This window comes from Pseudomonas sp. S34, assembly GCF_009866745.1.
Taxonomy (GTDB): Bacteria; Pseudomonadota; Gammaproteobacteria; order Pseudomonadales; family Pseudomonadaceae; genus Aquipseudomonas; species Aquipseudomonas jessenii.
Genome location: NZ_CP019398.1, coordinates 5,905,413 through 5,918,963, shown reverse-complemented (window position 1 = coordinate 5,918,963; position 13,551 = coordinate 5,905,413). Strand labels below are relative to the sequence as shown.

At 60.7% G+C, this 13,551-nt stretch carries 12 protein-coding genes; 2 read left to right on the top strand and 10 right to left on the bottom strand.

Annotated features, from left to right (window positions below; all coding sequences use genetic code 11):
• Window positions 1-170: 170 nt before the first annotated feature.
• The 4 genes from coaD to PspS34_RS26580 form a co-directional block, all read right to left on the bottom strand.
• The gene (coaD, locus tag PspS34_RS26595) at window positions 171-650 is read right to left on the bottom strand and encodes a pantetheine-phosphate adenylyltransferase (protein WP_046039203.1); all 480 of its coding nucleotides are present in this window, start codon (window positions 648-650) and stop codon (window positions 171-173) included.
• A 115-nt stretch (window positions 651-765) separates the two neighbouring features.
• Window positions 766-2,361, bottom strand: coding sequence for a GMC family oxidoreductase (locus PspS34_RS26590; RefSeq protein WP_154860957.1), 1,596 nt, complete (start codon window positions 2,359-2,361; stop codon window positions 766-768).
• A gap of 140 nt (window positions 2,362-2,501) precedes the next feature.
• Entirely contained in the window at window positions 2,502-3,047 is a 546-nt protein-coding gene (locus PspS34_RS26585; RefSeq protein ID WP_150814813.1) for a twin-arginine translocation pathway signal protein, read from the bottom strand.
• 28 nt (window positions 3,048-3,075) lie between these two features.
• On the bottom strand, window positions 3,076-4,506 hold the full coding sequence (locus PspS34_RS26580) for a coniferyl aldehyde dehydrogenase (protein WP_057712899.1): 1,431 nt from the start codon (window positions 4,504-4,506) through the stop codon (window positions 3,076-3,078).
• Window positions 4,507-4,651: 145 nt separating this feature from the next.
• Here PspS34_RS26580 and PspS34_RS26575 point away from each other — a divergent pair, with 145 nt between their 5' ends.
• Both PspS34_RS26575 and PspS34_RS26570 read left to right on the top strand, forming a co-directional pair.
• Entirely contained in the window at window positions 4,652-5,323 is a 672-nt protein-coding gene (locus PspS34_RS26575) for a TetR/AcrR family transcriptional regulator (RefSeq protein ID WP_150814815.1), read from the top strand.
• A 32-nt stretch (window positions 5,324-5,355) separates the two neighbouring features.
• Window positions 5,356-6,210, top strand: a complete 855-nt coding sequence (locus PspS34_RS26570; RefSeq protein ID WP_090451962.1) for a sulfurtransferase — start codon at window positions 5,356-5,358, stop codon at window positions 6,208-6,210.
• 121 nt (window positions 6,211-6,331) lie between these two features.
• Here the strand turns inward: PspS34_RS26570 and PspS34_RS26565 are convergent, their stop codons facing one another.
• From PspS34_RS26565 to PspS34_RS26540, 6 genes are all read right to left on the bottom strand, one after another.
• Window positions 6,332-7,171 (bottom strand): AraC family transcriptional regulator, encoded by an 840-nt coding sequence (locus PspS34_RS26565; protein ID WP_154860958.1) that lies wholly within the window; start codon window positions 7,169-7,171, stop codon window positions 6,332-6,334.
• A 3-nt stretch (window positions 7,172-7,174) separates the two neighbouring features.
• On the bottom strand, window positions 7,175-8,161 hold the full coding sequence (locus PspS34_RS26560; protein ID WP_154860959.1) for a hydrolase: 987 nt from the start codon (window positions 8,159-8,161) through the stop codon (window positions 7,175-7,177).
• A 209-nt stretch (window positions 8,162-8,370) separates the two neighbouring features.
• The gene (locus PspS34_RS26555; RefSeq protein WP_154860960.1) at window positions 8,371-9,624 is read right to left on the bottom strand and encodes a pitrilysin family protein; all 1,254 of its coding nucleotides are present in this window, start codon (window positions 9,622-9,624) and stop codon (window positions 8,371-8,373) included.
• A 141-nt stretch (window positions 9,625-9,765) separates the two neighbouring features.
• On the bottom strand, window positions 9,766-10,380 hold the full coding sequence (gene rsmD, locus PspS34_RS26550) for a 16S rRNA (guanine(966)-N(2))-methyltransferase RsmD (protein WP_150814820.1): 615 nt from the start codon (window positions 10,378-10,380) through the stop codon (window positions 9,766-9,768).
• Window positions 10,380-11,870 carry a pitrilysin family protein gene (locus PspS34_RS26545; protein WP_154860961.1) on the bottom strand — a complete coding sequence of 497 codons (1,491 nt, stop codon included), beginning with the start codon at window positions 11,868-11,870 and terminating at the stop codon, window positions 10,380-10,382. The genes rsmD and PspS34_RS26545 overlap by 1 nt, the downstream gene beginning before the upstream one ends.
• A complete protein-coding gene (locus PspS34_RS26540; RefSeq protein WP_057712905.1) occupies window positions 11,863-13,218 on the bottom strand; it encodes a pitrilysin family protein in 1,356 nt (451 codons plus the stop codon). The genes PspS34_RS26545 and PspS34_RS26540 overlap by 8 nt, the downstream gene beginning before the upstream one ends.
• Window positions 13,219-13,551 lie beyond the last annotated feature (333 nt).

The window sequence follows — 13,551 nt, the reverse complement described above, 5'->3', positions numbered from 1 at the left end:
GGGCGTAATAAACCAATGCGTCTAATTGTGCCGCATTGGCGCCTGCGTTGCACGCAGGTGCGACGTACTGTAGGAGCCAGCCTGCTGGCGATGAAGCCGAGAACGCCGCGGGGTGTCAGGTTTCCCGCGTTATCGTTGACGTCCATCGCGAGCAGGCTCGCTCCTACAGATTACTTCTTGAAGCGTTCGGTCAGTGCGTCCGCCACCACAGGGTGCACGAACTTGGTGATATCGCCGCCCAGGGCTGCGATTTCACGGACCAGCGTCGAGGAAATGAACGAATAACGCTCGGACGGGGTCAGGAACAGGCTTTCCACATCCGGCGCCAGCTGGCGGTTCATGTTGGCCAGCTGGAATTCGTATTCGAAGTCCGACACCGCGCGCAAACCACGCAGGAACACGTTGGCATTCTTCTCTTTGGCGAAGTGCGCCAGCAGCGTCGAGAAGCCGACGACTTCAACGTTCGGCAGATGTTTAGTCACCTCGCGCGCCAGTTCTACCCGTTGTTCCAGAGGAAACAACGGGTTTTTCTTCGGGCTCGCGGCGACGGCGATGATCACGTGATCGAACAGGCGCGAGGCGCGTTCGACCAGATCGCCATGGCCCTTGGTAATAGGGTCGAAGGTACCTGGGTACAACACTCGGTTCATCGCGTCGTCCTGGCGGGAATCCGTTGGGGAGTCGGATGGTATCGCAGCCTTCCCGGTCGGCCAAGTCGCCTGTTGGGTAAGAAAGCACTATAGACGATGGGAATTATCGTCATTTTCATGGGTTTTTTAAACGCATCGCCAGGGATGTCGCCAGTTGCGCTGTCAGTCCGTAGACCGACAGCTGCGGGTTGGCGCCAATGCTGGTGGGGAACAGCGAGCCGTCGTGGATCGACAGATTGCCCAGTTGATGATGCCGGCCGAGGCTGTCGGTCACTGCGATTGTCGGGTCTTCACCCATGGCGCAACCGCCCATCACGTGGGCACTGCCCAGGCGTGTGCGATACAACTCCAGGCTCAGGCCGTCGATCAGCGTGCGCGCTTCGGCGAGGGTCTTCACGTAGCGGGCGTCGGTGTGCATCGGCATCACGGCCTTGGCGCCACCGGCAAACTGTATCTCGGCCATGGTATGGAACGCCCGGCGCAATCCATCCCAGGCGTAGGGTGATAGCTGATAGTCCAGCACCGGCGTGTCATCGCTGCGCAATTCGACGCTGCCACCGGGACTGTCCGGGTGAAAACCGTCCCGCAGCAACGCCAGCATGGCGTGGGTATGGGCCAGATTGGCCATGTGTTGCGAGTTTTCCTGGCCGAAACCACCGAGCAATGTCGTGGCCAGCGCCGGGTGCAGAGGCGGAACTTCCAGTTTGTAGGACATTTTGCCCGTGGTGCCGTCCTGCCATTGGAAATGGTCGGAATAGATCGACTGCGGCGCGCCGTAGAAGGGGTTGACCACTTCGTCGAACAATGCGGCGGACATGTTTACCGGGTGCAGAAATGTGCGTTTGCCCAGGCGCTTGTGCGGGTCGGGTGCCCCGGAACGCATCAGCAAGGCCGGGCTGTTGATGCCGCCACCGGCCAGCACGAAATGCCGCGCCTTGACCGTGATGGTGCGTCCGGTCGGTGCGACGCAGCGTTCATCCATCGCCGAACATTGCAGGCCGGTGACCTTGTCGCCGCTGATCGTGAGTTTTTCGGCGCGGGCCAGGTAAAGCAGCTCACCGCCTTTTTCCAGTGTCGCCGGAATGGTGGTGACCATCATCGATTGCTTGGCGTTGGTCGGGCAGCCCATGCCGCAGTATCCGAGGTTCCAGCAGCCGCGAACGTTGCGCGGGATGACGTGCCATGAGTAATTCAGTGCTTCGCAGCCCTTGCGGATCACATCGTTGTTGGCGTTGGGCGGCACCATCCACGGCGCGACGCCCAGGCGTTGCTCCATTTTCTCGAACCACGGCGCCATTTCCGTCGGGCTGTGGCCCTTGACGTTGTGCTCTTTGGCCCAGTGTTCCAGGGTCGGCTCCGGGGTACGGAAACTGGAGGTCCAGTTGATCAGCGTGGTACCGCCCACCGCCCGGCCCTGGAGGATGGTGATCGCGCCGTCCTTGCTCATGCGGCCAATGCCTTCCTGATAAAGGTTGGCGTAGGCCTCGTCTTCGAGCAGCTTGAAGTCGCTGCTGGTCTTGAGGGGGCCTTCCTCGATCAGCAATACCTTGTAGCCGGCTGCGCTGAGGATTTCGGCGGTGGTGCCGCCGCCGGCACCGCTGCCGATGATCGCCACGTCCGCTTCGAGTGTAAGGTCCTGGGTCAGTTGCGAGCCGTTGTAGGTTTTCCAGCCTCGGGCCATGCCTTCGCGGAACGGATCGGGTACGGGCATTTTCGGATTCTCTTTTTATTGTTGGAGTAGGCGGTGAAGCGGCTGACGCTATCGCGGGCAAGCCCGCTCCCACAGGGGACCTCCAGTGTTCACACGGTCAGTGTGGGAGCGAGCTTGCTCGCGATGGGGTCGACTAGCTTTCAGACGGTTGGCGGCCCGGGATACCCGCAATGCGCCCACGATTCCTTGCGCCCGTACCAGGCCATCATCACCAGTTGCAGCAAGGAGCTGTGGCCCATGCGCAACAGGCTCAACGAGCTGTTTTCCCAGCGATCGAGAAAGGCTCGGATGTCGTTGGCACTGGCGTTTTCCCAGCTGCCCCAGATCCCGGTCAGCGGTCCGCGGGTCACGGCCATTCCCAGCACATCGAACAGTTGTTGAGTCAGCTTGAGCATTTCCGGCGACAGGTGGGCCAGGCTGTAATCCAGGCTTTTCAGCGTGCCATCGACAGCCTCGGGCATCCGTTCGGCGGTCACGGCACCCTCGAGCATGACCGGGATCAACGCCCGCAAAAACAGCAGGTCGCCGCTGCGTAACGTGACGAAGCCATTGGCCGGGACGCTCGACGAACAGCCGCTGAGGCTGGCTCCGAGTCCGGCGGTGGCGAGGAAAGCTGTGGCGCCGAGGCTGAATTTAAGCAACCCGCGCCGTGACAGCGCGGGTGTATCGGACAGGCTGGGGGTCATTATTGTTATTACCCGACGGTGATTATCGTTAGCGGATGAACAGCTTCTGGATCAGCTTCTGAATCGACTTGCCGTACGGCGGATAGATCAACTTCGCGGCGTTGAACCGTTGTTTGATCAACACGCCCTTGGCTTTGCTGAAGGTCAGGAACCCTTCATGTCCGTGATAGTGGCCCATGCCCGAGGCACCAATGCCGCCAAACGGCATGTCGTCCTGGGCGACGTGCAGCAGGGTGTCGTTCAGGCACACGCCGCCGGAATGGGTTTCGTGCAGCACGCGCTGTTGTTCGCGCTTGTCATAGCCGAAGTAATACAGCGCCAGTGGGCGAGGGCGCTGGTTGATGTAGGCAAATGCCTGCTCCAGATCCTTGTACGGCACGATCGGCAGCAGCGGCCCGAAGATTTCGTCCTGCATCACCGTCATCTCGTCCGTGACATTGAGCAGCAGGCTATGGCTCATGCGGCGGCCCTGGCCCTGGTCGAACAGCGGCATCAGCAGCGCACCCTTGCTGGTGGCGTCACTGACGTAACCGTTGAGACGCGCCAGTTGTCGCTCATTGATGATCGCGGTGTAGTCCGGGTTGTCGGCCAGCGTCGGATAAAACCCACGGACGGCTGTGCGATAGGCCTCGACGAAACCTCCGACGCGATTCTCCGGCACCAGCACGTAGTCCGGGGCCACGCAGGTCTGGCCGGCATTCAGGGTCTTGCCGAAGGCGATGCGCTCGGCGGCGTCCTTGAGCGGCACATCCCGGGAAACGATGGCCGGGGATTTGCCGCCCAGTTCCAGGGTCACCGGGGTCAGGTTTTCCGCGGCGGCGCGCATGACGTGTTTGCCGATGCTGGTGGCGCCAGTGAACAGCAGGTGATCGAACGGCAGGCGTGAAAACGCCACGCCCATATCAGCCTCGCCCAGGACCACGCAAACCAGGTCTTCGGGGAAGATTCGCGCCAGCAGTTGCTTCATCAGCAGGCCGGTCGCGGGGGTCGACTCACTGAGCTTGAGCATCACCCGATTGCCCGCCGACAGCGCGCCGACCAACGGACCGATGGCCAGATACAGCGGGTAGTTCCACGGCACGATGACCCCGACCACGCCCAGCGGTTGGTAAACCACTTTGGCCGAAGCCGGCTGGAAAGCGGCGCCCACCTTGCGTCGCGAGGCTCGCATCCAGCCCTTGAGGTGTTTGCTGGCGTAATGGATGCCGTGCAGGCTGGGCATCAGTTCCGCGAGCAGGGTTTCATCGGCGCTGCGATGGCTGAAGTCCTGGCTGATCGCATCGATCAGGGCCTGGCGTTCATTGTTCAACAAATCCTTTAGCGCCTTGAGCCATTGCTGGCGCTGCGCGGCCGGTGGCATCGGGTTGGCGGCGTACGCGGCACGCTGGGCGTCGAACAGGGCCTGAAGCTCTTCCAGCGGCTGCTGTAGGTTCTGCAGGTAGGAAATTTCAGCAGTCATGGTCGGCTCCGGATTTATTGTAATGAAGCACTTTCTAGAGTCTATGCTCTAAAAAGTCAAATGACATCCTGGAACAGCTTTGTTTTATCCGCTCGCGGATAGATCTAAGATGCCCGTCAACGCACTCTGAATTAAAGCTCAAGCCATGGCCCCACGGATCAAAACCAGCGAGCGCATCGTGCAGAACAGCCTGGAGCTGTTCAACCAGCAGGGCGAGCGCAGCATCAGCACCAACCACATCGCTGCCCATATGGAAATTTCCCCGGGCAACCTGTACTACCACTTCCCGAACAAGCAGGCGATCATCGCCGTGCTGTTCAGCGAGTACGAAAGCCTGGTGGACAGCTTCCTGCGCCCGCCCCAGGGTCGTGCCGCCACGGTGGAAGACAAGCGCTTCTACCTCAAGGAGCTGCTGTCGGCGATGTGGCGCTACCGGTTTCTGCATCGCGATCTCGAACATTTGCTCGACAGCGATCCGGACCTGGCCGACCGCTATCGACGTTTCTCCCAGCGCTGCCTGATACAGGGGGCGGCGATCTACGAAGGTTTCGTCGCCGCCGGCATCCTGAAGATGGACAAGGTGCAGATCGAGTCCCTGACGCTCAATGCCTGGATCATCCTCACGTCCTGGGTGCGCTTCCTGTGCACCACGCGGGAGAACTCCAGCCACTTGAGCGAGCAGGCCATTAAACGCGGGGTGTACCAGGTGCTGGTGCTGGAGGCCGGGTTCGTTACGGACCAGGCCCGGGATGCGGTCAGCGCCTTGTTCGAAGAGTTTTACGTGCCCCTGGCCCAGGCACTGGAAGAAGTACAGTAGGATCAAGGCCGAGTTAATCACAGGAGCCCGCTATGCCCATTGCGCAACTGATCAGCCCGCAAGCACTGGACCTGAAAAAGGACCAGCCGGGGCTGGTGATTCTGGATTGTCGTTTTGCCCTCGAAGACCCGGATTACGGTCAGCGCAGCTATGCCGAAGGGCACATTGCCGGTTCGAGCTATGCCGACCTCGAGCGTGACCTGAGTGGCGCCGTGGTCAAGGGAGTGACCGGGCGTCATCCGTTACCCGAGCCGGCGCAACTGATCGAGCGCCTGCAAGCCTTTGGCATCAATGCCGATAGCGAAGTGGTTCTGTATGACGACGGTCCGGGGGCCTATGCGGCGCGGGCCTGGTGGTTGCTGGCATGGTTGGGCAAGCGCGACGGTGTGTTCATCCTTGATGGCGGTCTGAAGGCCTGGCACGCGGCCGGTTTGCCGCTGAGCCTGGATGCGCCGGCGATTCCCTGTGGTTCCTTCACCGGCAGTCCTGATACGGCGTTGCTGATCAGTGCCGAGCAGCTGCAAAAGCGCCTTGCACGGCCGGAACTGACCCTGCTCGATGCCCGCGCACTGCCGCGCTTCAAGGGTGAGGTGGAACCGATCGATCCGATTGCCGGGCACATCCCAGGTGCCCAGTGTGCTGCGTTTACCGAGAACCTGGGCAGTGACGGGCGCTTCCTGCCGGCCGATCAGCTCAAGCAGCGTTTCGCCGCGAAACTGGGCGATCGTTCGCCAAATGATCTGGTGGCGTACTGCGGTTCCGGCGTGACGGCGTGCCACAACCTGTTTGCGTTGTGTCTGGCCGGTTATCCGTTGGGTTCGTTGTATGCCGGGTCGTGGAGCGAGTGGATCAACGAGCCTGCGCGGGGCATTGCCACCGGCGAATAAACACCACACAACCCTGTGGGAGTGGGCTTGCTCGCGAAAGCGGTGTGACAGTCAAAGAAGATGTTGACTGAACCAGCGCTTTCGCGAGCAAGCCCGCTCCCACATTGGTGTTTCGTCGCTATCAGGATCCGGGTAACTGCCGGGCTGTGCGATACGCCCCCGGTCCAACCCCATACACCTGCTTGAACTGCCGGCTCAGATGGCTCTGGTCGGCAAACCCCAGTTGCATCGCGACTTCCAGCGGCAGACAACCACTTTGCAGCAACGCCCGCGCCCGGGCGATGCGCTGTTGCATCAGCCAGGTGTGCGGCGGCATACCGGTGGCCCGGCGGAACACCCGGGCAAAATGGAATGGCGAGAGATTGACCGCCGTCGCCAGCGCTTCCAGTGAGGGCGGTGCTGCCAATTGCGAGTGCAGCAATTCCTTGGCCAGGCTCACGGCACGGTGTTCCTTGCCGGGTTTGCCGGCATCAGGCACCGCCGCATGACGCTGCAACAGCGACAGCACCAGTTCACGCCAGACCGTTTGTTGCTGCAATGCGGTGGCGGGGCTTTCCAGCAAGCGGTGAAGTTGGCAGAACCCGTTCACCAGATCCTGGTCGCGATACAGCGTGGCACCGAAGGCCGGCAAGTGGTGGGTTGGCAGTTCGAGTTCGGCCAGCAGCGAGGTCATCTGCCCGCTGTCCGGATAGAACGCCCGGTACAGCCAGCCATCCTCGGTGCCTTTGTGACCGGTGTGCAGTTCATCAGGGTTGATCAGCACCAGCGTGCCGCTGCCCGCCAGGTGTTCGGCGCCGCGATAGCGATAACGCTGGGCGCCGGCCATGATCATGCCGATCACATAGCCGTCATGCACATGTGGGGCGAAACGATGGTCGATGTAGCGGGCGGACAATAACTCGACCCCGGCCAGTGGCGGGGTTTGCCAGAAGTGGATCGATTCGCCTTGGTCAGCGTCCATGATTCAAGAGCGCCCTATGGCGGCCAGCCACTCGGGGATGCGTCGTTCCAGGTAGTAACCCGGTTGCCTGAGCGTACCGTCGACGAAGCCGACATGCCCGCCATTGGCTTGCAGTTCGAATTGCGTGCAAGCGGACAACTCATCGACCTGCGGCAGGCTGTGGGGAAACACGAAGGGGTCGTCGGCGGCCTGAATCATCAAGGTCGGCGTACGAATTTCGCCAAGGAAATAGCGGCTGGAGGCACGGCGATAGTAATCCTCGGCATCGGCGAAACCGTGCAGTGGTGCAGTGACGCGTCCGTCGAAATCCCAGAACGTGCGCATGTTTTCCAGGGATCCGAGGGCCGCCAGGGCTGCCAGGCCCTCCTTGCGTCCGTCATGCTGGAATTGCCGCTGCTTGTTCTTGATGTAGGCGACCATCTCGCGCATGAAATGCGCCTGGTAAACCTTGGAGAAGCCTTGCCCGATACGGTCGGCGCACTGGTCCAGGCGGAACGGCACCGACACCGCCACGGCGCCCGTCACGCCGCTGTCGCTGCCGGTTTCGCCCAAATGCTTGAGCAGGACATTACCGCCCAGGGAGTAACCCACCGCATACAGTGGCGCGAGAGGCCGTTTGGCCCGCAAGTGCCTGATGGTTTCGGCCAGGTCTTCGCTGGCGCCGGAATGGTAACTGCGCGGCAACAGGTTGGGTTCGCCCGAACAGCCGCGCCAGTTCAGCGCAACACTGGCCCAGCCCCGGTCACCCAGGGCTTTTTGCATGCCGGCGACATAAGGCGAATTCGAGGACCCGGTGAGCCCGTGCAACACCAGCACCAACGGTGCGTCGGCGCTGTGCGGGCCGTGCCAGTCGAGATCGAGAAAGTCGCCGTCTTCAAGCCAAAGACGCTCGCGTTCGCGGCCGATGTGCACGGTTTTACGCCACAGCGGCCCCCACAAGGTTTGCAAGTGCGGATTGCCGAGGCCGAAGGCGGGGGTGAAGGTTTTCATGGGGAATGGGGGGGGCTTGTAGTGAGACATTCTGTTCAATTGCAGACCGCTGCTTGCGAAATGCAGAGGAACTCATGGGGCGTGTGGTGCTCGCCGCAAGTTGCTAACTTGCCATAAACCACGAGGGTTCGCGACCGGCAAGAGAAGCCCCTGCGCAATGGTCGCACAGGGGCTGGTTTTCAGGGGCTGATGATTACACCGGGGTTTCGTTACGCCGAGGTCTTTTTCTCGATGGGAAACACATGTGCCACGGTTGCGCGTTCGCGAGTGAAGTAGGCGTTGGCGGCGTGCTGAATATCCTGCGCCGTGACGCTGCGTAATTGCGCGACCTCAAGATCGATCAACTGCCATGGCTGAGCCGATCCAAAAAGATAGCCGATACTACTCGAGTGTCCTTGAGGGGTGTCGTAGAGCGCCAGTCGGGTAGTACTTTCTTGAACGATGGCGGGTTCGATGTCCTCGGCTGTGAACGGCACGCGCTTGATGTCATCCAGTAATGCCCACAGATCAGCTTCGGCTTGCTGCGGATCACCCTTGAAGTAGAAAGCGAGGGTGAATTGATTATTGGCTCGACAGAGTCGAAAGACATTCGCAAAGATTGTAGAGCGGTCGTCATTCTCGAATGACTTCAGGCGTGCAGAGGACTCAAGCAGGGAGGACAATACTTCCAGTGCCCTGACGGATTGCGGGTCGGGTGCGTTCTCCATCCCAGGTGTGTTGAATATGACGAGCATCAGCGGGTATTCGGTTTCCAGAAATTGCGTTATCTGGCGGTAGCCGGGTTCTGACGGTCCTTTTATCAAGGGCCTGAAGGGAGCGATACGCTGGTCCTCCGATCCAAAGTGTTGCTCGACCAGTCGTTTTGCCTCTTCAGCCTCGACATCGCCGACAATCACCAGGCAGGCATTACTGGGGCAATACCGGTTCTGGCGCCAGTTTCTGAGGTGTTCGAAGGTCAGTCGTTCAAGATTGTCGGCAATCGTTTCCCGGGGCCTGTAGTAACTATGCCCGGTGGTTACCAGTGCGTCGATTTCCGGACTGAAACTGACTGGAGATATGAACAAGGACTTTTCCTTGTTGCGCAGAAGTTCCTCGTCCAGACAGGTGCGCAGCAATTCATCCGATAGTTCGTCCGTCATGATGGTCGACTGGATTTTGAGAGCGCTTTCCAGGTGTTCGGGGGCGATCAGTAGGCTGTCGCTCAACTTTATAGAGCCTCCGAAGCTTTGATGAATGGCTCCGGTCTCTTTGATGAAGTCGTCATAGTCACGCATCAGTGCATCTTGTAATACAGCTGTGACCCCGAAGTCTTCGGGGCGCTCGTCATCAGTTCCTACGGCAAAAACCAGTGTGATTCCGACCTGAGGGGTTCTGTGATCCTCGCGGACAATGACCCTAAGGCCATTGTCGAGGGTGAACTCATGGGTGGGGTTGGGCGTTCGTTCAGTCATTAGCTTGTTCATCCGTTAATCATCCATTGCATCCATGCGAGACATTTCGCACGTTTACGATGAGCCAGAAACAGAGAAACAAACCACTTTAGATGTGTTGCGTTTTAAGAAGCAGCCGTTGTGTCGGGCAGGCCAGCGGCCTGCCCGTGCGCTTTATTCAGCGGGTTTTTCAGCGAGGCGCTGCCACAACGAGTAATACACGCGCCCGGATTTCTGCTCCCGGTGCAGGCGCCAGTTCTGCGGCAGGCCCAGGGTCGACGGCGCCGACTCGCTTTCCGTGTACACCCAGGCGTCTTCGGCCAGCCATTGGCGCTCTTCAAGCAACTTGCAAACGGCGGGCAGCAGGTTCTGGTTGAACGGTGGATCGAGGAACACCAGGTCGTAGGCCGTTGCGGTCTGGGTTTCCAGGTAGCGCAGGGCGTCGGCGGTCTGGACCTGGCCGTTGGTGCAGCGCAATGTGCCCAGGTGTTCCTTCAGGCTGGACACCGCGATGCTGCTGGCGTCCAGCGCCTGGCCCATGGCCGCGCCACGGGACAGGGCTTCGAGGAACAGCGCGCCGCTGCCGGTGAACGGGTCGAGCACCTTGGCGCCCGGCACGTAAGGCGCGAGCCAGTTGAACAGGGTTTCACGCACGCGGTCCGGCGTCGGGCGCAGGCCCGGGGCGTCGGGGAAGCTCAGCTTCCGGCTGCGCCATTCGCCGCCGATGATGCGCAGCTGGTTCACGCCGTTGTGGACGTTGCGGGCAGGTTTTTTCGAATGAGTAGCCATTAATGCTCCGGAACCCCGAGCGGCTGCTCGGAAGGTTTATCAGTAGGGGCCGGTAACGGCTTTTGCGGCACGGTCGGGCCAGCGCTGACGATGACCATCTTGTTCGTGCTCAGGTGTTTGTTCATGGCGGCTTTGACCTGCTCGACGGTCAGGGACTGGGACTGTTGCATGAAGTCCTCCAGGTGACTCAACGGCAAGTTGTAGAAACCGATGGCGCCCAGTTGGCCGACGATATCGGCGTTGCTGGCGGTGGACAGCGGGAAGCTGCCGGCCAGTTCGCGCTTGGCGTCGTCGAGCTCTTTTTCGGTCGGGCCGGTTTTAAGGTAGTCGGCCAGCACATCCTGCACCAGTTTCAGGGTGCCCTCGCTCATCTCGGCGCGGGTTTGCAGGTTGATCATGAACGGGCCACGCGCCTGCATCGGCGTAAAGCCCGAATACACGCCGTAAGTCAGGCCACGCCTCTCGCGCACTTCGCTCATCAAGCGGGTGCCGAAGCCGCCGCCACCGAGAATCTGGTTACCCATGGACAATGCCGCGTAGTCCGGGTCATCGCGATCGATGCCCAGTTGCGCGAGCATCAGGTTGGTTTGCTTGGACGGGAACTCGATATGGCCGACGCTGGCCTTGGGCTCAGCGGGTTGCGCAATTTTCGGCAAGGCCGGGCCTTTGGGCAGGGCGCCGGAAACCTGGGCGGCAATCGCTTCGGCTTCCGTGCGGGACAGGTCGCCGACCAGTGCGATCACCACGTTACCGGCTGCGTAGGCTTTCTCGTGGAAAGCACGCAGCTGGGCCTGGGTAATCGCCGGTACGGTTTTCGCCGTGCCGTCGCTGGCGTGTGCATACGGGTGATCACCGTACAAGCGGTTCATCAGCTCCAGGCTCGCCAGTTTGCCGGGGTTCTGTTTCTGGTATTCGAAACCGGCAAGCATCTGGTTCTTGATGCGGGCCAGCGAATCGGCAGGGAAAGTCGGCTTGCCGATGACTTCGGCGAACAGCTTCAGGGCCGGCTCGCGCTTGTCCTTGGCACTCAGGCTACGCAGCGAAGCGATTGCCATGTCCTTGAACGCGCCGTTGCCGAAATCGGCGCCCAGGCCTTCGAAGCCCTGGGCTATGGCACCGACGTCTTTGCCGGCCACGCCTTCGTTGAGCATGGCGTTGGTCAACACCGCCACGCCCGGTGCATCGCCGTCCTGGCTGCTACCGGCAGCGAAGATCAGGCGCATGTCGAACATCGGCAGCTCATGGGCTTCGACAAACAGCACCTTGGTGCCTTCGGCGGTGTTCCAGGTCTGCACGTCCAGCTTGCGGTGGTTCGGTGCCTTGTCGTTGAGTTCGGTCAGCGACTGCAGTTTCTGACTGGCCTTGGCCTTGTCGAGGGCTTCGCTGGCATTGGTTTCGACAGAGCGCGACAAATAGAACGCTGCGGAACCGATAACGGTGACGGCGATCAGGCCGATCAGGGCCAGGCGGGAGGGTTTACGCTCACTCATGAGTCGTCTCCAGAGGCAGTACATGGGCGACGCTGAGACGTTCGCGAGTGAAATACAGCTTGGCGGCTTTCTGGATATCTTCCGGCGTGACGCTTTCCAGATCGGCCAGTTCGGTGTCCATCAGTTTCCATGACAGGCCGACTGTTTCCAGTTGGCCGATGGCGGTGGCCTGACTGGTGATCGAGTCGCGCTCGAAGACCAGGCCGGCGATGACTTGTGCGCGTACGCGCTCCAGCTCTTCAGCGGTTGGCGCCGTGGTTTTCAGCTGGTCGAGCAGCTTCCACAAACCGGCTTGCGCCTGGGCGATGGTCTTGTGTTTCTGCGAGTTTGGCGATGCCGACAGGGTGAAGAGACTGTCGCCACGGGTATAGGCGTCGTAACTCGACGAGCCGCCGGACACCAGTTCTTCTCCGCGCTCCAGTTGCGTCGGGATACGTCCGCTGTAGCCGCCGTCGAGCAGTGCCGAGATCAGGCGCAGGGCATTGACCAGGCGCTTGTCTTCGGCTGTGGCGATGCTCGGCACGTTGAAGGCCAGCATCAGGCTAGGCAGTTGGGTCTGCACGTGCAGGGTGATCTGGCGCTCGCCCGGTTCGGCCAGTTCCAGCGGTTTTTTCGCGGCGGGCACTTCACGCTTGGCGATCGGGCCGAAATAGCGTTGGGCCAGGGTTTTGACTTCGTCCGGGGTGACATCGCCAACCACCACCAGCGTGGCGTTGTTGGGCACGTACCAGGTTTCGTACCAGTGGCGCAGCTCTTCGACTTTCATTCGCTCAAGGTCGGCCATCCAGCCGATGGTCGGCGTGTGATAGCCGCTTGCCGGGTAAGCCATGGCCTTGAAACGCTCGTAGGCCTTGGCCATCGGCTTGTCGTCGGTACGCAGGCGACGCTCTTCCTTGATGACCTCGATTTCCTTGGCGAACTCGTCGGGCGGCAGGCGCAGGCTGGCCATGCGGTCGGCTTCCAGTTCGAAGGCCACGCCCAGGCGATCCCGGGCCAGCACCTGGTAATAGGCGGTGAAATCATCGCTGGTGAATGCGTTCTCTTCGGCGCCGAGGTCACGCAGGATCAGCGAGGCTTCGCCGGGGCCGACTTTCTCGCTGCCCTTGAACATCATGTGTTCCAGGGCGTGGGACAGGCCAGTATTACCCGGTGTCTCGTAGCTGGAGCCGACCTTGTACCAGACCTGGGAAACTACCACGGGCGCACGGTGGTCTTCGCGCACGACCACCTTCAAGCCATTGTCGAGAGTGAATTCGTGGGTGGGTTGCGGGTCGGCAGCCAGGGCCGAAAGGGGCAGGCAAACTGTGCTGAGCAGCAGGCCTGCGGCGCGGCGGGCAAGAGCATTCATTCGTTTTCAAACCTTTGGGGCTGCCCGCTTGTTCTTAGCGTCAGCGGGCGAGAGGGTGCTAGGATACTGATCCGTTTTACTGGCGGCCACGCCTATCAGGCCTTTGCGTTTGATCAGGTTGTATGGGTTTGCAGCAGAAGGTTGGAATTTATCAACTAAACTCTGCTTTTTCGCCGATTTTGCTGCTTTAGTCCTTCGTAAAAACGTTTCCGTGAGGTGCCGTTCGCACCTCGACAAAATGTTGCGCGTGAACAAGCTGGGTCAATCGCAGTCTGTTCTGCATCGAATATTTAATTGCCGGGGCGCCATTGGCGCGTCGCTACCGTGAGATAG